The organism is Pseudomonas sp. fls2-241-TYG-175 (genome assembly GCF_030209155.1).
Classification (GTDB): Bacteria; Pseudomonadota; Gammaproteobacteria; order Pseudomonadales; family Pseudomonadaceae; genus Aquipseudomonas; species Aquipseudomonas viridiflava.
This window is the reverse complement of record NZ_JARVSO010000005.1, coordinates 74,490-95,428: the sequence shown is the minus strand read 5'-3', so window position 1 is coordinate 95,428 and position 20,939 is coordinate 74,490. Positions and strand designations below refer to the sequence as shown.

Below are 20,939 nucleotides of genomic sequence, written 5' to 3'. Positions count from 1 at the left end.
GGGTTTTTTATTGGGCGTTGATCAGAACAAACGGATCAGAACAGCTGGATCGACGGCTTTTCCTTGTCGATCGTTGCGGTCTGACCGGTCTTCTCGTACCAGCCGCCACCGAGGGCCTTGTACAGATTGACCTCGCTGGTCAGCTGCGCAAGACGGTCGGTGATCAGCGTCTGTTGCGCGCTGAACAGCGAACGCTGAGCGTCTAGGAAGGTCAGGTTGCTGTCGATCCCGATGCGGTAGCGACGCTCGGCCAGACGGTAGTAGTCCTGGTTGGCAGTGACAAAGTCACGCTGCGCCTGGAGCTGCTCGTCGTAGGTCTTGCGCGAAGCCAGGCCGTCGGACACTTCCTGGAAGGCGGTCTGAATCGCCTTCTCGTAGTTGGCGACGCTGATTTCCTTCTGGATCTTGGAGTAATCCAGGCTGGCACGCAGGCTGCCGGCGTTGAAGATCGGAATGTTGATGCTCGGCTGGAACAGCCAGGTGCCCGAACCGCCCTTGAACAGGCCGGACAATTCAGTGCTGCTGGTGCCCGCGCTGGCCGTCAGGCTGATGCTCGGGAAGAACGCGGCACGTGCGGCACCGATGTTGGCGTTGGCCGCCTTGAGCGTGTGCTCGGCTTCCAGAATGTCCGGACGACGTTGCAGCAGATCGGACGGCAGGCCGGCCGGCATTTCGGTCAGCATGTCGGAGTCGAGCAACTGGCTGGCTGGCAGGTTGTCAGGCAGGCCGGTGCCCAGCAACAGCACCAGGTTGTTCTGATCCTGTGCGACCAGACGCTGGTACTGCGCCAGACGGGCGCGGGCGCTTTCGACAGCGGTCCGCGACTGGCTCAGGTCCAGTGCCGAAGAAACGCCGACTTCATTGCTGCGCGAGGTCAGGCGAAAGCTTTCTTCGTAGGTCTTGAGGGTGTCCTGCGTCAGCTTGAGCAGTTCCTTGTCGGCCTGCCAGGTCAGGTAGGCATTGGCAACGTTGGCCACCAGACTGATCTGGGTGCTGCGACGTGCTTCTTCGCTGGCGAAGTAGGTTTCCAGTGCCTGCTGGCTGAGGCTGCGGACACGACCGAACAGGTCCAGCTCATAGGCGCTGACGCCCAGGGTGGCCGAATAGCTGCTAGTGATGGCCGACTGGCCGGTCTGCGTCTGGTCACCCGGAACGCGCTGACGGCTGCCGCTGCCACTGGCGGAAACTGCAGGCAGCAGGTCCGCACGCTGGATGCGGTACTGCGCACGGTAGGCGTCGATGTTCAGGGCCGCGACACGCAGATCACGGTTGTTGACCAGCGCGGTCTGGATCAGGCGTTGCAGCGCCGGATCACGGAAGAACTCGCGCCAGCCTTGTTCGGCGGCAGCCATCTTGGCCGCTTCGGCCGGCGAGTACGCCGGACCTTGCGGGTATTGAGCGGCGACCGGAGCTTGCGGCTGCTTGTACTCGGGGATCAGGGAGCAGCCGCCGAGAATGAACGCGGTAACTGCCAGAGAGATCAGGGACTTGCTCATTGGCCAGCCTCGGTAGTTTTGACGTGTTGCTTGTTTGATTTGTCTTTGCCTTTGAACACCGACGACACGGCGACGTAGAACATAGGCACCCAGAAGATCGCCAGGATCGTTGCGGTGATCATACCGCCGATCACGCCTGTACCGATGGCGTGCTGGCTACCCGAACCGGCGCCGCTGGAGATTGCCAGCGGAACCACGCCGAGGATGAACGCCATCGAGGTCATGATGATCGGACGCAAGCGCATCCGGCAAGCTTCCATCGCCGACTCGACCAGCGATTTGCCCTGCTCATGCAGTTCCTTGGCGAACTCGACGATCAGAATGGCGTTCTTCGCCGCCAGACCCACCGTCACCAGCAGGCCCACCTGGAAGAACACGTCGTTGGACAGCCCGCGCAGACTGGTCGCCATCAGTGCACCGATGACGCCGAGCGGCACCACCAGCATGACCGCAATCGGAATCGACCAGCTCTCGTAAAGCGCTGCCAGACAGAGGAACACCACCAGCATGGACAGTGCGTACAAGGCCGGTGCCTGAGAGCCGGACAGACGTTCTTCGAACGACAGGCCGGTAAACGAGTAGCCGATCCCGGCAGGCAGTTTCTTGGCGATGGCTTCAACTTCCGCCATGGCCTGACCGGAGCTGTAGCCCGGAGCAGGGGTACCCAGCACTTCCATGGCCGCTACGCCGTTATAGCGCGACAGCTTGGGCGAACCGTAGATCCACTCGCCGCTGGCGATGGCCGACAAGGGCACCATGGTGCCGCTGTCGTTACGCACGAACCACTTCTGCAGGTCTTCAGGCGTCATGCGGCTGAAGGCTTCGCCCTGCACATACACCTTCTTCACACGACCACGGTCGATGAAGTCGTTGACGTAACTGCCACCCAGCGCGATGGACAGGGTCTGGTTGATGTTGGACAGGGTAATGCCCAGTGCGCTGGCCTTCTCGTCGTCCACAGTCAGTTGATACTGCGGTTCGTCGTTGAGACCGTTGGGGCGTACGCCCGCCAGAATCTTGCTTTGCGCGGCCATGCCCAGGAACTGGTTGCGTGCATCCAGCAGTTTCTGGTGACCGACACCGCCCTGGTCCTGCAGGTAAACGTCGAAACCGGTGGCGTTACCCAGTTCCAGTACCGATGGCGGTACGACCGCGAAGACCATGGCGTCACGGAAGCTGGCGAAGTGCGCCTGAGCCCGTTCGGCAATCTTGAACACGGTGGTTTCGGCATCACGCTCGTCCCACGGCTTGAGCATCACGAACGCCAGACCGGAGCTTTGACCACGACCTGCGAAGTTGAAGCCGTTGACGCTGAACACCGAGTTCACGCCCTTGCCTTCACCGTTCTCCTTGTCGAGCAGGAAGTCGCGCATGTCATCGATGACCTTCTGCGTGCGCTCTGCGGAAGAACCAGCCGGTGTCTGTACCTGGGCAAAGATGACGCCCTGGTCTTCTTCGGGCAGGAACGCCGCCGGAATACGGGTGAACAGCCAGATCATGCCTGCCACGATAATCAGGTACACGACGAAGGCCGGCAACTTGTGGGTCACCATGCGTTTCACGCCGTTTTCGTAGCTGACTACGCTGCGGTCGAAGGTCCGGTTGAACCAGCCGAAGAAGCCACGCTTGGGTTGGCCGTGTTTCTCAGGGTCGATAGGTTTGAGCATGGTGGCGCACAGCGCCGGGGTGAAGATCAGGGCCACAAGGACCGAGAGCGCCATCGCCGAAACAATGGTGATCGAGAACTGCTTGTAGATCACGCCTGTGGAGCCGCCGAAGAACGCCATCGGCAGCAGTACCGCCGAGAGCACCATGGCGATACCGACCAGCGCACCCTGGATCTGGTCCATGGATTTCTGCGTGGCCTCCTTCGGAGACAGATGCTCCTCGGCCATGACCCGTTCGACGTTTTCCACCACCACGATGGCGTCGTCCACCAAGAGTCCGATGGCGAGAATCATGCCGAACATGGTCAGCGTGTTGATGGTGAAGCCGAACGCAGCAAGGATGCCGAACGTACCCAGCAGTACCACCGGCACGGTCATCGTGGTGATGATGGTCGCGCGCAGGTTCTGCAGGAACAGGTACATCACCAGGAACACCAGCACGATGGCTTCGATCAGGGTGTGAACCACGCCGCTGATGGATTCCGTTACGGTCGGGGTGGTGTCATACGGGTAGACGACTTTCATGCCTGGCGGAAAGAAAGGCTCCAGCTCGCTGATGGTGGCGCGAATCGCTTTGGCTGTGTCGAGGGCGTTGGCACCCGAGGCCAGTTTGATCGCCATACCGGAAGCCGGTTTGCCGTTGAACTGTGCGTCGATGCTGTAGTTCTGACCGCCCAGTTCGATACGTGCGACATCCTTGAGACGAACCTGCGAACCGTCAGCGTTGACCTTTAGAAAAATGTTGCCGAACTGTTCGGCAGTCTGCAGGCGGGTCTTGCCGATAATGGTCGCGTTCAGCTGAGTGCCGGGAAGCGCTGGCAGGCCGCCCAGCTGACCGGTCGCGATCTGCACGTTCTGTGCACTGACCGCGGTGGTCACGTCTACAGGCGTCAACTGGAAGTTGTTCAGCTTGGCCGGATCCAGCCAGATGCGCATCGCGTACTGCGAACCGAACACCTGGAAGTCACCCACACCGGAAGTCCGCGAGATCGGGTCCTGAATGTTGGAAACGATGTAGTTGGACAAGTCTTCGCGAGTCAGGCTGCCATCTTCGGCCACGAGACCGATCACCAGCAGGAAGTTCTTCACCGACTTGGTCACGCGCAGACCCTGTTGCTGCACTTCTTGCGGCAGCAGCGGGGTGGCCAGGTTGAGCTTGTTCTGTACCTGTACCTGAGCGGTGTCAGGGTTGGTGCCCTGGTTGAACGTCACGGTGATGGTCATGCTGCCATCGGAGTTACTGTCCGAGGAAACATAACGCAGGTTGTCGATACCGTTGAGCTGTTGCTCGATGATCTGTACCACGGTGTCCTGCACGGTCTGTGCAGAAGCGCCCGGGTAGGTGACCTGGATATCGATGGCTGTCGGCGCGATGGCCGGGTATTGGTTGATCGGCAGCTTCATGATCGAAAGCGTACCCACCAACATGATCACCAGGGCTAATACCCAGGCGAAGATGGGGCGGTCAATAAAGAATCTGGACATCTATCACTCACCTTTGCCAGTGGCAGCAGGGGCAGCATTGGCAGACTGGTCAGCGGTGAGGTTGGTTGCTTCCTTGACCTTCACTTCAGCGCCTGGTTTGACGTATTGCAGGCCTTCGGTGATCACGCGGTCACCTTCGCTCAGCCCTTTCTCGATCAGCCAGTAGGCACCGGTAGTACGACTGGTGACGAGTTCACGCTGCTCGACCTTGTTGTCCTTGTTGACCACCAGAGCGGTCGGCGTACCTTTCAGGTCGCGGGTCACGCCTTGCTGCGGCGCCAGGATGGCCTTGCTGTTGACGCCAGCCTTCAGCTGAGCGTGAACGAACATGCCGGGCAGAAGCATGTGGTCCGGGTTGGGGAACACAGCGCGCAGGGTCACCGATCCGGTGGCCTGATCGACCGACACTTCGGAGAACTCGAGCTTGCCTTCCTGCGGGTATTCACTGCCGTCTTCCAGGGTCAGCTTGACCGACGCAGAGTTGTCCCCCGACTTCTGTAACCGGCCGCTGGCCAGGTCGGCGCGCAGTTTGAGCATGTCTGCCGAGGACTGGTTGACGTCCACGTAGATCGGGTCCAGTTGCTGGATTGTCGCCATTGCGTTGGTCTGGCCATTGCTGACCAGCGCGCCCTCGGTGACAGCCGAGCGACCGATGCGGCCGGAAATCGGCGCCAGTACCTTGGTAAAACGCAGATTGATCTGGGCGGACTGCAGGGCAGCCTGAGCTTCCTGGGTCGACGCGAGCGCAGTGTCGTACTCCTGACGGCTGACGGCCTGCTCATTCACCAGCTGCTTGTAACGGTCGGACATCGACTTGGCCGACTGCAGGGTCGCCTTGGCGCTGTTGGCGCTGGCTTCATAAACAGAAGGATCGATCTGATACAGCTGCTGACCGGCCTTCACATCCCCGCCTTCGGTGAACAGGCGCTTGAGAATGATGCCGTTGACCTGCGGCCGGACTTCAGCCACGCGGAACGCAGTGGTTCGGCCGGGCAGTTCGGTGGTCAGGGTATACGGCTGGGCTTTCAGTGTGACGACACCGACCTCAGGGGTCTGCGGAGGCGGGGCCTCCTGCTCCTTCTTGCCACAACCGCTGAGCAGGGTTGCCAGGGCGACGGCAGTGACCAGAACGGTAACAGCTGGCTTGAATTGCATGAAGATCCTCGGGGCAGGAGCCTGTTTACTCAACAGAGTGTTGAAGTGTTAAAAAATATTTCGGCTAGATAAGTAGCATGCTAAGGAATATACTTACATTCATGGCTGTTTGTAAATACCTTCCCTGTGCAATCATTCGCCGCGAAGGGTGCCATCAGCGGGTTCGGGACAAGGCAAAACAACTGCCGCCCGGTTTTGTCTCCAGGCCGTGAACCACACAGGTGCCTGAAGAGATTTTTTTGAGGTTGATTGCCATGGCTCGTCGCACCAAAGAGGAAGCTCAGATCACTCGCAGCCAGATACTGGAGGCTGCCGAGCAGGCGTTTTATGAGCGCGGTGTGGCTCGCACGACGCTGGCCGACATCGCGACGCTTGCCGGTGTGACGAGGGGTGCCATTTATTGGCATTTCAACAACAAGGCCGATCTGGTGCAGGCGATGCTGGACAGCCTGCAGGAACCGCTCGACGAAATGTCGCAGGCCAGTCAGGACGAAGACGAAGAAGACCCGCTGGGTTGCATGAAGAATCTCTTGGTTCATCTGTTTCATGAGCTTGCACTTGACCCTAAAACCCGTCGCATCAATGAAATCCTTTTTCATAAATGCGAGTTTACTGACGAGATGTGTGATTTCCGTCGTCAACGTCAAGAGAACGCCATTGGATGCCACGAGCGTATTCAACTGGGGCTGAGCAATGCCGTGCGTCAGGGACAATTGCCAGAAGATCTGGATACGGCTCGCGCGGCGGTCGCTCTGTTTTCATACGTAAACGGCATCATCTACCAGTGGTTGCTGGTGCCCGACAGCTACTCACTGCCGTCGGAGTCCGAGCAACTGGTGGAAGTCTGCATGGACATGCTGCGTTTCAGCCCTTCACTGCGTGTGCCAAAGCTTCTGATTGAAGGCTGACAGAATATAACGCTGTCGGGTTCCAAATGGGCACCCTTCGAATTCAATTAATTGCGGTAAACAAAAAGTTTACCGTTTGCTGACATTTGTCCGTCCGCGTATGTGTGTGTAATACGCTTTTACGGCATAGGATGACGTGAGCTTGTAGGACGTCGGTAGGACATTTCCTGAAACATGTAGCTGATTTCCCAAACTAAATTCCGTGTATTGCTCCGCTTCGAAACTCCCTTCACTCTTCGCTCCCTAATCGACATGGTGAGAGGGAAGTTGCATGTCCAGGCGAAATCTTGCGCCTATATGCGCTGAAAACAAGGACAGTTGTGCAAAAGCCCGCCAGGCGACAATCCGCCTGAGCTGCGCTGGCCGAACTTCATTCCGACGGATGGATCATCCGGGCGTTGATGGCTTTGCACAAAGCCCCGCCCCGGTTGACAGCCGGGGGAGGGCCGAATGATGCCGCAGGCTGTATTGGATTGCATGAGCCCACTGTTAAGACTGGAGTTACAGGCCGAGCGCATTGCCGTGGACTCGGCACAGGGAATGCCGGTTGTTCGTCTGGGGCTGATCACCACGCTGTATTTCAGAAAAGGCCATACCCAGGATGCGAAGCAGCGGGTGGAGGCCTGCTTTTCACGCTTCTACACGGCCTTCAAACCGGTGCTCAAATGGCAGCTCTATAAACGCATGCGTCGTTTGACACCTTCCGGGTTCGCTTCCTGCCGACGCCAGGTGGTCCATGGTTCGCCACAGGACCAGTTCGTCTGGTCGATTGCCAGCGCCACCCAGGCCGAAGTTGCCAGCTACAGCCTGTTTGTCATGAACACCTCTGAAGGGCAGGCCGACAATGATCTTTCCTGTCTGAAAATGGTATTGCCCTGGTCGTACCTGACCGAGCCCGACGGCCTGAAAAACTATGAAGGCTGGATCCGGTACCTGAGCAGCGAAGTGCAGGCCGAACATGGGTTCGGCGGTCTGGCCTGCATCCTTCCCTGTGACGGACATCAGTATCTTTCGTGGGAATATCGGCTCGCCCAGCAGTATGTGGGGCTGATGGTCGATCCCGGACCGCATATAGAAAGCCTTCGCCTGCTGGACCATATCAAGGGTGTGGGCTGGTATACGGTTCTGGGCGAGTCTTTCGTGAGACGCCTGGGCAGCAGCGACAGGCTCCGGGCTCAGTTGAGCGGGCACAGCGATATCGTCTTCCATGCGTACAGCACCGGGCTGATGATCCGCGCCGGAAGCGTCCCTGAACTGGGCGAGCGCGGTCGGCTCCCGCCTGCTTCCTATAGAGCCGTCAACAAGGTGATCAAGCCGATTCGTTTGCAGGACACCGGCAATCTTCACCCCTATCTGGCACCGGGGCTTGGTTTTACCAGGCAGACAACTGCGCAGTGGTTCGCCCGTTTTGACGAAAAGCCTCCTCAGCCGGTGGATGCTGGTCGGGCGTGTCCTCAGGCGGGCTACTGGTTCAGCAATGCCAGGGCCCGGTCTCGGCGGTTTTTCAATGAAAGTGAAATCATGCCCGCGTTCGAACACCTGAAAGGCAAGAGAACCCAGTGGTTCTGGGCGGCTCAGTCGGAGTGACCGCCGCCTCGTCATCGGCCGCGACTAGTCACGGCCCCGCAGAAGGTTGTTGGGCATGGCCCAGGCAGCGGCAATGCCCAGCAACGAGATGGCCGCGCTGGTGATCAGCAGATTTCTGAAGGTCAGGGCCAGCTCGGCGCGCAAGGTCTCCAGCGCCGGGCCGGTGGCGGCATTCAGACTGTCGAGCAGCACGTTGCCCGAGGCGCCTTCATGGCCGATGGCCCCAGGCTCCAGCTGACCGACGCCGGTGTGCTGCAGCATGGCCAGCAGCAGGGCAGACATCAACGCCACGCCTACCGCACCGCCCAATGAGCGGAACAGGTTGGTGGTGCTGGTGGCAACGCCCATATCCCTGATGTCGACCGAGTTCTGTGTTCCTACCAGTGAGGTCGGGAACTGCATGCCTGAGGCGATACCGGTCAGGATCATGAACAGACTCATCAGCACGATCGACTGCGGCGGGGTGAACGCCATGCCCAGAATCGCGATGGGCATCAGCACCGCGCCGGTGGCGATCAGGGGCTTGTAACGTCCGGTCAGGGCCGTACGCCGCCCAGCGAAATAAGCACCCATCGGCATGCCCATCGCCAGAGGAAGCAGATGAAGCGCCGCGCTGTCTGCGCCGCCACCGGTGACCGTCTGGTAGCGCAGCGGCATCAGCACAATCAGCGAGATGGCCTGGAAACTGGTAAAAAATACCGTACACCAGCAAAGCACCGCACTGCGGTTGGCGAACAGGTGCATGGGCAACAGCGGCTCTCTGGCGCGCCTTTCATACCAGACAAACAGCGCCAGGGTCAGCAGGGCGACGCCCAGCAGCGCTTGCACCTGTACATCGTCCAGACCGTGGCCCTGACCAATCTCGGTAATGCCCAGCAGCAAGGCAGTCAGGCCAATGATCATCAGTATCGTGCCCAGATAATCGATGATCGGTTTGCGTTGTGGAATCGGCAGCCCTTTCAGCGTGCGCCAGGCCACCACCAACGCGAATATCCCCAGCGGCAGATTGATCAGGAATACCCAGCGCCACGACAGGTATTCGGTCATCAGGCCACCGAGCACAGGTCCGGCGACACTGGCGACGGCGTACATGCTGCTGAAATAGCCCTGATAACGGCCTCGCTCACGGGGCGGAACGATGTCGGCAATAATCGCCTGGCTGACCGACACCATGCCACCCGCGCCAATGCCCTGCAGCACGCGAGCCAGTACCAATTGCTCCATGCTCTGGGCCATTCCGCAAAACAGCGAGGCCAGGGTGAACAGGCCGAGGCCGAACAGCATCAGCTTGCGCCGTCCGTACAGATCGCCCAGCTTGCCGTAGATGGGCACGGCAACGGTCAGCGAAACCATGTAGGCGGAGATCACCCAGGCCAGCAGGTCGATGTCTTTGAATTGGGCAGAGATGGCAGGCATCGAGACCGCGACAATGGTCTGGTCGAGCGCGCTGAGGAACACGGCCATCATCAATGCGAACAGAATGCTGCGGATAGCAGTGGGGGTAGGGGGAAGACTGGTCAAGGCAGAACCTGATGGCAGTGTTGACCCGCCGCAAACGTGACGGGAGATGTCTGGCCAGTCTAATCCGATAGGAGGCTAATCGATAGCTCCCTTCATATGATCAGCGATGAAATACATGAAGCACTGTCAGTCATCGCAACGCGCTGAAGGTTGAGTTGGTCGGCACGCAATGACCGAACGAGCAGCTCACGACCGTCGGTGCCTGTCGCGCCAGCTCGGTGCGCCAGGCACCGGCTGCATAAACACCGAGTACAGCGATAACACCTGCCACTGCCATGCATTTTCTTGTTATGGGTCTCATGTTGCACTCCTCACTTCAGTTGCAAAGCAATTTGAAAGAGCTGATTGGAGTGTAGGACAGGAATGGAGGCTGTACAGAATGCGCCAGCAACACACCGTCAGCCTTACAGGCTAAAATTCGTGCTTTCACTGATTGGCAGGTTCAAGACCGATGGCGCGCAAGGAATACGAAGAATTCGAAGCTGTATCCGCGGTAATGCCCGGCGAGGAGGGCTACCGTGCGGCAATCGCGGTCAAGGCTCGCGCCGGAGGAGCTCCACGCTTCCACGCGGTTTTGCCGGGGCAGACGTTCAAGACTGCCCACGAGGCCGATCTGGCCGCAACCGCAGAGCTTGAGCGGTTGGCCAGCGTCGACGCCGAGGGTGAACTGGTCTGGTAATACGAGTGATCAGGCGCCCGGTCTGAACATCTTGAACAAAGCTTCAGGACCCAGCTGGAAATAATCTGCAGGTCCGCCGCCGCGCAGAATCGGCTCGGCGGCGGCGGTGTCGTAGACGCCGTCCTTGAGCAAGGATTTGGCGATATGCACCGCAACCACTTCGCCCAGAATAAGCCAGCTGGGTACCAGCTCCTTGTCGGCGCGCTGTAGCTGGACGATCTGCGTGACCTTGCATTCGAACGAGACCGGCGTTTCCAGTACGCGCGGCACAGCCACGATGTGCGAGGCCAGCGGCGTCAGGTTGGCCAGTTCGAACTCACTGACGTCCGCACCGACCGGGGCGCAGGTCTGGTTCATGGCTTCAGCCAGCGAACGTGTTGCCAGGTTCCAGACGAACTCTCCGGTCTGCTCGATGTTATTCAGGCTGTCCTTGCGGCCGACGCTGCAAAAACCAATGATCGGCGGCACATAGTTGAACGCGTTGAAGAAGCTATAAGGCGCCAGATTCAGCTTGCCGTTGGCGTCCTGGGACGAAATCCAGCCAATGGGTCGCGGGCCGACAATCGCGTTGAACGGGTCGTGAGGCAAACCATGACCTTTGGACGGTTCATAGGAGTGAATAGCGTCTGACATGCTTGTTTCCTGATCAGCTCAATGACGGGGTTGGCAGCATAGTGCTGCGCTTTGGCAGCGGATGCCAGCATTCAGACACTGAAAAGCCCGGCATGTGCCGGGCTTTGAGGTGTTGTGAAGCGTGTTGCTTAAGCGCGGCGATTGGCACCTACGCGGTCTGCACCATCAGCGGCCAGACGGTTTGCACCGACGTGATCAGCACCATCGGCAGCCTGGCGGTTTGCACCGACGCGATCAGCACCATCGGCAGCGAGGCGGTTTGCACCAACGTGGTCAGCACCATCGGCGGCCTGGCGGTTGGCACCGACGCGATCAGCACCATCGGCAGCGAGGCGGTTTGCACCAACGTGGTCAGCACCATCGGCGGCCTGGCGGTTGGCGCCGACGCGATCAGCACCGTCAGCAGCTACGCGGATCGAGCCGACGTTGGTGTGCTTGGTGCCGCCTTCGGCAACGATAGGGGCGTTCGACAGGTCGCTGGTAGTCACGGCTGGCAGTGCGAAAGCGCTCGAAGCCAGAACAGAGAAGGCGAGGCCGAAAATCAGTTTGGTAGTTTTCATGAGGGTGTCTCCAGTTTGGGTCGGGTGAGTTGTCATCCCGGTATGGAGGCAATGCTACGCGCTGACGGATTATTAAGAAGTTAATCGGATTGCTACCGACCATCGCTGAAAATGATAATTGGCCCGAGCGCTCTGTTTTCGGGCCTTGCAGGGGTGATGGCATCATGATGGTGCGTTTTCTGAAAAATCCTGTAATAAAGGCTCTTGACAAATAAAAACAATATCTAATTCAGTGGTTTGGGCCTATTTTTCAGCCGGAATGTGCACCGCAGTGAAACACTTGGAAACATCCGGCCTCTGAATGACAGCCTGATTCGCGCCCGCAAAAAAGGGCAGCCCCGGCTGCTGGCTGCCCTTTATCACTGGGACGCGAGGTCAGTCGGTTTCGATTCGCGAGTGTTTGCGGGTGTCCTTCATGAAGACATACACCAACAGCGAGCACGCGATACAGGCCGTAACGTACCAGTAGTAGCCGGTTTCCATGCCGATGCTCTTGAACCACAGCGCAATGTACTCAGCCGTGCCGCCGAAGATCGACACGGTCAGTGCGTAGGGCAGGCCCACGCCCAGCGCACGAATCTCGGTCGGAAACAGTTCCGCCTTTACCACTGCGTTGATCGAGGTATAGCCACTGACGATGATCAGCGCTGCCATGATCAGGAAGAACGCGCCCCACCAGGTCTGGATGGTGTGCAGGGTGGTGAGGATCGGCACGGTGCACAAGGTGCCCAGCACGCCGAACGCGATTAGAATCGGGCGTCTGCCGACCTTGTCCGACAGCGCGCCGATCACCGGTTGCAACACCATGAACAGGAACAGCGTTGCCGCCGAAATGGTCGTCGAGTCCGTGATGCTCATGCCGACCGTGTTCACCAGATACTTCTGCATGTAGGTGGTGTACGTGTAGAACGCCAGCGTACCGCCCATGGTCAGGCCGACCACAGTCATCAGTTCCTTGGGATGACGCATCAGCGTGCGCATCAGACTTTCCTTGGCCTTTTCCTTTTTCTTGCGGGTGAAGGACTCGGTCTCTTCCATGCCACGACGCAGGAACAGCGCAACCACCGCACACAGCGCGCCGATGACGAACGGGATACGCCAGCCCCACGCGTACAGTTGCTCGGTGGTCAGCGTCTGTTGCAGCACGATCAGCACGCCCAGCGCGATGAGCTGGCCGGAAATCAGGGTGACGTACTGGAAGCTGGAGAAGAAGCCGCGACGTTCCTTGGTTGCCATCTCACTGAGATAGGTGGCCGAGGTGCCGTATTCGCCACCGACCGACAGGCCCTGCAGCAGACGGGCGAACACCAGCAGGATCGGTGCGCCGACGCCGATACTTTCGTAACCGGGCGTGAGGGCAATGATCAGCGAGCCGAAGCACATCAGCAGCACCGAGGCCATCAGCGCCGCCTTGCGACCCTTGTAGTCAGCGTACAGGCCCATCAGCCAGCCACCGATCGGACGCATCAGAAAGCCGACGGCAAAAATCGCAGCCGTGTTGAGCAACTGGGCAGTGGTGTCGCCCTTGGGGAAGAAGGCTTTGGCGAAGTACAGCGAGAAGGCGGCGTAGACGTACCAGTCATACCACTCGACCATGTTGCCGACCGAACCGCTGAAAATGGATTTGAGGCGACTCGAAGTGGTTTTCGGAGCAGCGGAGGCGCCCGCCGACCCCTTCGGTAGGGAGTTGGAAATTTCCATGGTGATCCTTTTTCATTATTTTTAGAGGAGGCATTCAATGCCCTGACCAGTTCCATAGCAGGAGCTGTGCCACACCAGAGAGGGTTGTTTTAGAGGGGTTGAAAACGTTGGATGAGCGATAATCCGCTCATCCGGGGTGTTTGGGTGAGCGGATTATTGCCGATGGCGTTGTTCGCTCGGCTAGCGAGCAGGCCCAGGCCCGAAGATGATCACGGCAATCACGAAGGCAAACATCAGGCCCATCGTGAGCATCACCCATTTGCCGATGTTCCTTGAGCAGGCCTCTTTGAACCGGCTCCATCCTCCGGTCTTTGTGCCGACAGCGTCTTTGATCAAAGACAGTCGGTAGGGAGACAGGTAAATCCAGACCAGCAGGGCGGCAACATAAGAGGCCAGCGGTATCGGGCCCGAATGCGCGTAGAGGACGCCAACGAGCACTATCGGAATGCCGTGGGCCAGTACCAGGGCCTGATAACCCGGCCAACTGAGCGACACGGGCAACACGCGTTCACTCAGCCATTTATCCGTCGATTCAAACGCGTCTCTGAACGGTTGCCAGATGGCCTGTGCGATGTAAAAAGCCGTCATCATCAGCACAGGCGTCATGACGAAACAGAAGAACAGGTCAAACCCGATGGACGTCTTGCCCGGCGGTTGGAAGTACTGCGCGGTCAGGGCGAGAGATACGCCAGCGGCATACACCCTGGCATAAGGGTTGAAACCAACCTGACGGCGCAGTTTTCGCCAGCCATGCAGGTCTGCATCCGGAAACAGTTCAAGGAGTTCCGGATGACGTTCCGACAGGTCGAAGCTCAATCGATTGCACGCTACCCAGACGTCGTCATCGCATTCCCTGGCAATACGCAACTGCTCTCTCAGCGGGGGTGGATCGAGCAACAGGTGCGCAGCATGAGCGTCGGCGCTGTCCAGAGGACCTGACAGCAATTGCTGCTGGCGTCGGGCAAACTCCTTTTTCTCGCAGCGCTCGATCAGGTGCATCCAGAGCGAGGGTGTGCCGGAGTGTACGTCGTGTTTCCGATCCCAATCGAAGAGACCTGAAATGCGCTCGAAAAGGGAAGCGCTCCATTCATCGGTGTTGAGCAGCAGTGTCATGGTCCAGTGTTCGAGCTGGTCATGCTGATCCAGTGATGCCAACCACGGTTGTTGCTCCAGCGCCTTCAGCGCGTCCAGAAACTCACGCTCCTGATGCCTGGCGAGCAGGTCGCGAAACGCGGGCAACGAGCTGTCCAGAAGGGCTTGTGTCAGGCGTTGCGTCTGATGCGCCCTGAACTGCAGCTTTTGCAGGGGCGTCAACCAATGCAACCGGACGACTGCCGCCTGAATCAGCTCCAGATGTTCGTCAGGTTCAAGCAGGCAGCGCTTGGCCAGGTGCTGCTGAAATTCGTCATCACAGCCTTGTTCCCGCGCCAGTTGGTGTTGCGACTCCAGATTCTGTGGCGTGGTCCGCATGGCCTGTTCATACCAGCTTGTCTCGACGACGGCCGGGCGCACAGGTTCGACCTTTGCCAGCGTCGGCATAAGAGGCGGTGCGACAGGCACAATCTCCAGAGCAGGCCTATGAGCCGCAGGTTCTGTGTCCCTGACGCCGGGCGTGGCGAACAGACTGTCTTCCTCGTCGCTCTCGTCGTCTTCGACGCGATTGCGCGCCCGGTTCAGCGCCTGTTCATACGCCGTGCGCAGAGTCTGAAAGGCCACAGGGTCATCGTCAGGCCGGGTCGTTTTCAACAGCCTTGAATATTGACGCTTGATACTGCGCTCGTCGGCGTCGTGATCCAGCTCCAGCACACCCCAACAATCCATTGTCGTCACCACTCACCTCGTTCGAAGTGGTCTGCCTGCTGTTCGAGATGTCTGCGCATCTCACCAATCTGACGCTCATCCTGGGTTTCCAGCACACGTTGGAACTGAGCGGCCCAGTTGCCGAGCATTTCACGCTGCTCGCCCAGGTACTCCTGATACAGACGTTCCAGGCGCGCCATGAGGTGGGTGTTGACCTGCTTTTCGCGAGGATGAACCTTGAGTGCTTCCAGTACCTTGAGTCGATCCTGAATTTCGGTCGGCGTCATGACCCCGGGATTGTTTTCGATCACCAGCCTGTGACTGATGCCAGTGGCCTGGACCGACACGTCGGCCTCGAGCAGCCCGTTGTTGTCGTAGGTGAAGCGCACATCCAGTTCGATCTCGCCAGCCTTGGCTTTGGGGACCGGGATGTTCAGCTCGCCCAGCGCAATGTTGTCTTTGACCAGCCGGCTTTCACCCTGAAAGATCCTCAGAATGACCTCGCTCTGATTGTCCGAAACCGTGTTGACGGTCTGTACCCGGCTGACAGGCACCACACTGTTGCGCTCGATGATCGGCAGGTAATGCCCGCCCTGATGCCCGTTGAATACCCGTTGGGAAATCTCGATACCCAGTGTGTAAGGGCACACATCCGTCAGCACGATCTCTTCCAGCGCCGCATCGCGCTGTTTGAGCGCGGCCTGGATCGCAGCACCCTGAGCGACCACCTCATCGGGGTTGAGCGTGATCGACGGGAAGCGCCCGAACATGCCGGCGGCCAGCTTGCGGATCAGCGGCATGCGTGTGGTGCCGCCCACCAGCAGGATTTCATCGAGATCTGCGACACGAATCTTTGCGTCACGCAGTGCCCGCTCGATAGGTGCGCGCAGGCGCGCCAGTAACGGGGCATAAAGCTCTGCGACCTGTTCCTGGGTAATCGTCCTGCGCCACTCGCGGTCTGCGTGACGCAGGACGAAGTCGGCAAATTCATCTTGCCCCAGCGCCTTGCGAACCCGCTCCGCTTCACGTCGCAGCGAGGGCTCGATCAGCGCTCTTGCGGGAAAGTTGGAGTCGCCCTGATGTGCGCTGACAAAATGGTCGAGCAAGGCTCTGTCGAAATCTTCGCCGCCAAGAAAGTTGTCACCCGCGCTGGCGCGGACTTCCATCACGCCGTCAAAAAGCTCCAGGATCGAAATGTCGAACGTACCGCCACCCAGATCAAAGATCAGAAAGGACGTTTCGCCTTCCTTTTGATGAAGCCCGTAGGCCAGCGCCGCCGCCGTGGGTTCGTTGATCAGTTTTTCGACCTTGAGCCCGGCCAGCTCACCCGCGATGCGCGTGGCCTTGCGCTGGGCATCGCTGAAATAGGCCGGCACGCTGATGACGGCTTCGGTCACCGGCTCGCCGTAGGCACGCTCGACATCGGCCTTCAGGCTTTTGAGTACCAGCGAGGACAGCTCTTCCGGACGATAGGTATCGGCGCCCAGACGCACTTGCTGGGCACTGCCCATGTAGCGCTTGAACAGTGCGGTGGTTTTATCGGGATGGGTCTGCAGGCGCTCCCGTGCTGCCTTGCCGACCAGAATCTGGCCCTCGTCATCAAGCCCGACGACGCTGGGGGTCAGGGTGTCTCCCAGCGCGTTGGTGACCAACTCGCTTTTACCGTCGCGCCACACGGCGACCAGGCTGTTGGTCGTGCCCAAATCAATACCGACAATCATGTCAAACCTTCTCCTTGCATACGGCTGTCCAAGTGCTCAAAAAGTAAAAGAATGTCCGGTCCGGGCTGAAACGGCGAGCAGTATTTCAGTCCTTCGATTCTGTGCGTCGAGACGCTGCCTTGTGCAGAAGGGTGGCGAGGTCTTCCAGCGCATAAGGTTTCTGCAACAGGTCGAAGCGGTGCGATTCGTCCTGAGCGAACTGGGCGAACTCAGTGCTGTAGCCGGTCGTCAGCACGACCGGCATCCACGGGTAGCGCGTTTCGATCTCGGCGTACAACTCAAGACCGCTCATGCCCGGCATGGCGATGTCCGAAAACACCAACTGGAAACTCTCGGGGTTGCCCGAAAGCTCCTGCAACGCCTCGCTGCCGCTGGAGACCCAGACCACCTGAAATCCCAGTTGCTCAAGCATCGGTCGGGTGTAGGTGCCGATGTCCTGATTGTCTTCCACCATCAGCACGCACAGGCCGGGCAGGGCGCTCAGGGTCTGGCCTTTCTGCTCGGGAGCGATTTCATGATTCTGCGCGCTGGGCAGGCACAGCGTGAAGCGGCTGCCGCTGCCCAGTTCGCTTTCGACCAGTACTTCACCGCCCGACTGCTTGGCAAAGCCAAACACCTGCGAAAGGCCCAGTCCGGTGCCTTGGCCGACGCTTTTCGTGGTGTAGAACGGTTCGAAGATCAGCCCCAGTTTTTCCTTGGGAATGCCCGAGCCCGTGTCGGTCAGGGTCACTGTCACGTAGTCCCCGTCGCTCAGTGAAGGGGAAAGTTCGCTGGACGGGCAGGCAGACCGTTCCACCTTGATGGTCAGGCGGCCCGAGCCTGCCATTGCATCGCGGGCGTTGACCACCATGTTGACCAGTGCCGTGTCGAACTGGCTGCCGTCGGCGAAGATGAAACAGGGTTCTGCAGGCACATCGATATCGACCTGAATCCGCGACCCGGTCAGGGTGTCCATCATTTCCCCGATACGGGCGACGCTTTCGCCCACGTCGAACACTTCAGGTTGCAACGCCTGTCGACGAGCGAAGGCCAGTAGCTGGCCGGTCAGCCGTGCAGCGCGGTCCACGGTGCTGGAGATGGCCTCGACGTATTTGACCCGCCGCGCTTCGTCCAGATCAGCAGGTTTCAACAGGTCGCTGCAGGAGCGGATCACGGTCAGCAGGTTGTTGAAATCGTGCGCCACGCCGCCTGTGAGCTGGCCGATGGCTTCCAGTTTCTGTGCCTGATGAAGCGCATCCTGAGAAAGCCTCAGGGCTTCATTGGCTTCTTCCTCAGCCTGGATGTCGCGGCCCACGGCATGGATGAACTGCTGGTCCGGCACCGCCGTCCAGGCAATCGTCCGGTACGAGCCGTCGGCATGCCGATAGCGATTCTTGAAGTGCGGAATGTTCTGGCCGTTCTCCAGCCCACTCATGGCGGTAAGCGTGCTATCCACATCATCGGGATGCACCAGCGTCAGGAACTGGCCGCCCACCAGCGCCTGCTCGGACCAGCCCAGTGCCTGAGTCCAGGCCGGATTGACGGCGTTGATGATGCCGTCGAACTGCGCCACGAGCATCAGGTCGGTCGAGAGTCGCCAGATCCGGTCGCGATCACGGGTGCGCTCCACCACGCGTTGTTCGAGCGATTCATTCAAGGCTTTCAGGGCTTCTTCAGCATCGCGCAACTGCGTCATGTCGCGGGACACGCAGAGAATTTTCTCCGGCTTGCCGTCGGTGCCAAAAATGGGGCTGACCTGCACGTGCCACCATTTGACGGTGCCCGCCATGGTCTGCGCCGAGCCCATGAAACTGGCGCTCTTTCCCGCCCGGGCTGCTTCGACTGCGGCCTTGGCTTCGAGATTGCCCTGGTTCTGCCAGAAGTCCGGCCACGGACAGCCGCGGATCGCGTTGAAGTCGCTGACTTCCATGATGCGCTGACCGCCTTCGCTCATGAAGGTCAGGCGCGAGTCAAGGTCCAGCACTTTGATGCAATCGTTGATGCTCGACAGGACCCGGTCGGTGAAGGCTTCGTTCTCATTCTGTCTGGCCTGGGCGAGTACGTGCGCCGTGGTCTCGTTGACCCGGCAAAACACGCCTTCGATCACGCCCGTGTTGCCGTACAGCGGCGAATAGGACAACGACCACCAGGTCAGCTCGGATTTTCCGTTACGGGTCACAGTGCGCTGGATGTTATCGGATCGGCAGCTGTGACCGGCCATCGCCTGTTCGGCCAGATAACGCACGTCTTCCCAGGCATCGCCCCAGACCGAAGCGATAGGCTGCCCTTGTGCCTGGCTGGCTGCGACAGGCAGCACGGCGCAGTAGGCGTCATTGAAGAACAGCGTGAATTCAGGTCCCCACAGCACGTACATGCTGTCCGGGCAACTGAGCATTAAATTCATTGAGGACAACAGTGCCGATGGCCAGTTGTTCCTGGTCCCCAGAGCAGACGTCGACCAGTCTGTCTCTCGGATAAGCCGACCCATTTCGCCGCCACCCAAAGGGAGGTCGAGGGGAGTATTCACGGTAGAAAATGCCCCATGTTTCGGACTGCTGAGGTTGGCTGGAGTATCAAGGCTGACAATGATGTCATTGTGCCTTGCAAGTATCCAGCGATCACGACCAAAGGTGGCGTGACAGTATGCAGACCCGGTGCATATGGAAATGTTCGGTTATAGCCAGACAAGTATTTTTGGCCGGTCGTCCTTCAGCTCAGGAACATTTCCCGCATGAGACCGTGACGCTGCATTTTTTCGTTGAGGGTCCGGCGCGGCAACTGCAATTCATGGAGCACCGCTTTGATATCGCCCTTGTGCCGGCCCAGCGAGGCTCTCAGGCATTGGGCCTCGAAGGCTTCCTGCTGAGCCGCCAGAGACTGTCCGGTCGGTTCGGCGTGTGTCTCCACGTCTGGCCGGGTCAGGCCCAAAGCCTGGCGTTCGGCAGCGTTGGCCAGTTCGCGCACATTGCCGGGCCAGTCATGGCTGAGCAACTGGCTCAGCCTGTCCGCGCTGACCACCGGGGCGTCACGGCCCATGCGCCCTGCCGCTGCACGGGCAAAGTGGTTGAACAGCAGCGGAATGTCTTCACGTCGTTCACGCAGCGCAGGCAAGCGCAGTTCGGCCACGTTGAGCCGGTAGGCGAGGTCTTCGCGAAAGCGTCCGGCGCGCGCTTCTTCCAGCAGATCCGGCTTGGTGGCTGCAATGATTCGCAGGTCGACGTCGATGCTCTGATTGGAGCCCAGCCGTTCCAGCCGCTTGTCCTGCAGTACCCGCAGCAGTTTGACCTGCTGCGCCATGGGCATGCTTTCGATTTCGTCGAGAAATACCGTGCCGCCGTCAGCGTATTCGAGGCGGCCGATGCGCTTGCCCTGGGCGCCGGTGAACGCGCCGCTTTCATGGCCGAACAGCTCGGCTTCGAACAGGTGTTCGGGAATGGCGGCGCAATTGAGCGCGACGAACGGCTTGCTCGCGCGGGGGCCGAAGTCGTGCAGGCAACGGGCGACTAGCTCCTTGCCGCTGCCGGTTTCGCCGCGAATGATGACGTTCACCGACAGCTGCGACAGTTCCAGCACGTGATGGCGCAACGTCTGCAGGCTCGGCGACATGCCCAGCAGCGTGGCATCCAGCCGCGTACGGGCGTCGGCCTGCTCATGCAGGCGTCGGTTTTCCAGAATCAGTTGACGCTTTTCCAGGGCGCGGCGCAGGTTGCTGATCAGTGTTTCCGGGCTGAAGGGTTTTTCCAGAAAGTCGTAGGCACCTTCGCGCATGGCTTCGACGGCCATGGGGACATCGCCATGACCGGTCAGCAGAATGACCGGCAAGTCCTTGTCGATGACCTGCAGGCGTGCCAGCAGCTCAAGCCCGCTGATGCCCGGCATACGCACGTCAGTGAGTACTACGCCGGGGAAGTGCTCCGGCAGTTCTGCCAGACATTCTTCAGCCCTGGCGAAAACCTGCACAGTGAAACCCGACAGGGTCAGCCACTGTTCAACGGCCTGTCGGATGGGGGCTTCGTCGTCTACCACGATGACCGAGTTCAACATGCC

The 20,939-nt window shown here is 59.5% G+C and carries 15 protein-coding genes; 3 read left to right on the top strand and 12 right to left on the bottom strand.

Annotation, left to right across the window (positions count from 1 at the left end):
* Window positions 1–35 precede the first annotated feature (35 nt).
* Genes QRN20_RS05705 through QRN20_RS05695 form a run of 3 tightly spaced genes read right to left on the bottom strand, consistent with a single transcriptional unit; the run spans window position 36 to window position 5,803 of the window.
* Window positions 36–1,496, bottom strand: a complete 1,461-nt coding sequence (locus QRN20_RS05705; RefSeq protein ID WP_122421414.1) for an AdeC/AdeK/OprM family multidrug efflux complex outer membrane factor — start codon at window positions 1,494–1,496, stop codon at window positions 36–38.
* A complete protein-coding gene (locus QRN20_RS05700; RefSeq protein WP_029243233.1) occupies window positions 1,493–4,648 on the bottom strand; it encodes an efflux RND transporter permease subunit in 3,156 nt (1,051 codons plus the stop codon). The genes QRN20_RS05705 and QRN20_RS05700 overlap by 4 nt, the downstream gene beginning before the upstream one ends.
* A 3-nt stretch (window positions 4,649–4,651) precedes the next feature.
* The gene (locus QRN20_RS05695; RefSeq protein WP_025996799.1) at window positions 4,652–5,803 is read right to left on the bottom strand and encodes an efflux RND transporter periplasmic adaptor subunit; all 1,152 of its coding nucleotides are present in this window, start codon (window positions 5,801–5,803) and stop codon (window positions 4,652–4,654) included.
* A 254-nt stretch (window positions 5,804–6,057) separates the two neighbouring features.
* Between QRN20_RS05695 and pmeR the strand changes: the two genes are divergently transcribed.
* Window positions 6,058–6,711, top strand: coding sequence for an auxin-lysine conjugate-binding transcriptional regulator PmeR (gene pmeR / locus QRN20_RS05690; protein ID WP_029243232.1), 654 nt, complete (start codon window positions 6,058–6,060; stop codon window positions 6,709–6,711).
* Window positions 6,712–7,188: 477 nt separating this feature from the next.
* The gene (locus QRN20_RS05685) at window positions 7,189–8,298 is read left to right on the top strand and encodes a DUF3396 domain-containing protein (RefSeq protein WP_050575435.1); all 1,110 of its coding nucleotides are present in this window, start codon (window positions 7,189–7,191) and stop codon (window positions 8,296–8,298) included.
* Window positions 8,299–8,322: 24 nt separating this feature from the next.
* Here the strand turns inward: QRN20_RS05685 and QRN20_RS05680 are convergent, their stop codons facing one another.
* Both QRN20_RS05680 and QRN20_RS05675 read right to left on the bottom strand, forming a co-directional pair.
* Window positions 8,323–9,819, bottom strand: coding sequence for an MDR family MFS transporter (locus QRN20_RS05680; protein WP_058432502.1), 1,497 nt, complete (start codon window positions 9,817–9,819; stop codon window positions 8,323–8,325).
* A 130-nt stretch (window positions 9,820–9,949) separates the two neighbouring features.
* Window positions 9,950–10,120: a hypothetical protein gene (locus QRN20_RS05675; protein ID WP_162850617.1), complete on the bottom strand. Its 171-nt coding sequence runs from the start codon at window positions 10,118–10,120 to the stop codon at window positions 9,950–9,952.
* A 150-nt stretch (window positions 10,121–10,270) separates the two neighbouring features.
* On the opposite strand from QRN20_RS05675, the gene QRN20_RS05670 reads away from it, so the two are divergent.
* Window positions 10,271–10,498 (top strand): hypothetical protein, encoded by a 228-nt coding sequence (locus QRN20_RS05670; RefSeq protein WP_004881321.1) that lies wholly within the window; start codon window positions 10,271–10,273, stop codon window positions 10,496–10,498.
* Between the two features lie 9 nt (window positions 10,499–10,507).
* On the opposite strand, the gene QRN20_RS05665 is transcribed toward QRN20_RS05670, so the two are convergent.
* The 7 genes from QRN20_RS05665 to mifR all read right to left on the bottom strand — a co-directional run bounded on the left by QRN20_RS05665 (window position 10,508) and on the right by mifR (window position 20,936).
* Window positions 10,508–11,131, bottom strand: coding sequence for a flavin reductase family protein (locus QRN20_RS05665; protein WP_004881319.1), 624 nt, complete (start codon window positions 11,129–11,131; stop codon window positions 10,508–10,510).
* Window positions 11,132–11,259: 128 nt separating this feature from the next.
* Window positions 11,260–11,691 carry a hypothetical protein gene (locus tag QRN20_RS05660; protein WP_122425536.1) on the bottom strand — a complete coding sequence of 144 codons (432 nt, stop codon included), beginning with the start codon at window positions 11,689–11,691 and terminating at the stop codon, window positions 11,260–11,262.
* A gap of 375 nt (window positions 11,692–12,066) precedes the next feature.
* The gene (locus tag QRN20_RS05655; protein WP_122499770.1) at window positions 12,067–13,392 is read right to left on the bottom strand and encodes an MFS transporter; all 1,326 of its coding nucleotides are present in this window, start codon (window positions 13,390–13,392) and stop codon (window positions 12,067–12,069) included.
* Between the two features lie 180 nt (window positions 13,393–13,572).
* Window positions 13,573–15,213, bottom strand: coding sequence for a J domain-containing protein (locus tag QRN20_RS05650; RefSeq protein ID WP_163003845.1), 1,641 nt, complete (start codon window positions 15,211–15,213; stop codon window positions 13,573–13,575).
* Between the two features lie 5 nt (window positions 15,214–15,218).
* On the bottom strand, window positions 15,219–16,913 hold the full coding sequence (locus tag QRN20_RS05645; protein ID WP_122490832.1) for a molecular chaperone HscC: 1,695 nt from the start codon (window positions 16,911–16,913) through the stop codon (window positions 15,219–15,221).
* 85 nt (window positions 16,914–16,998) lie between these two features.
* Window positions 16,999–19,380 (bottom strand): PAS domain S-box protein, encoded by a 2,382-nt coding sequence (locus QRN20_RS05640; RefSeq protein WP_122606006.1) that lies wholly within the window; start codon window positions 19,378–19,380, stop codon window positions 16,999–17,001.
* A gap of 221 nt (window positions 19,381–19,601) precedes the next feature.
* Window positions 19,602–20,936: a two-component system response regulator MifR gene (gene mifR, locus QRN20_RS05635; protein ID WP_122490831.1), complete on the bottom strand. Its 1,335-nt coding sequence runs from the start codon at window positions 20,934–20,936 to the stop codon at window positions 19,602–19,604.
* Window positions 20,937–20,939 lie beyond the last annotated feature (3 nt).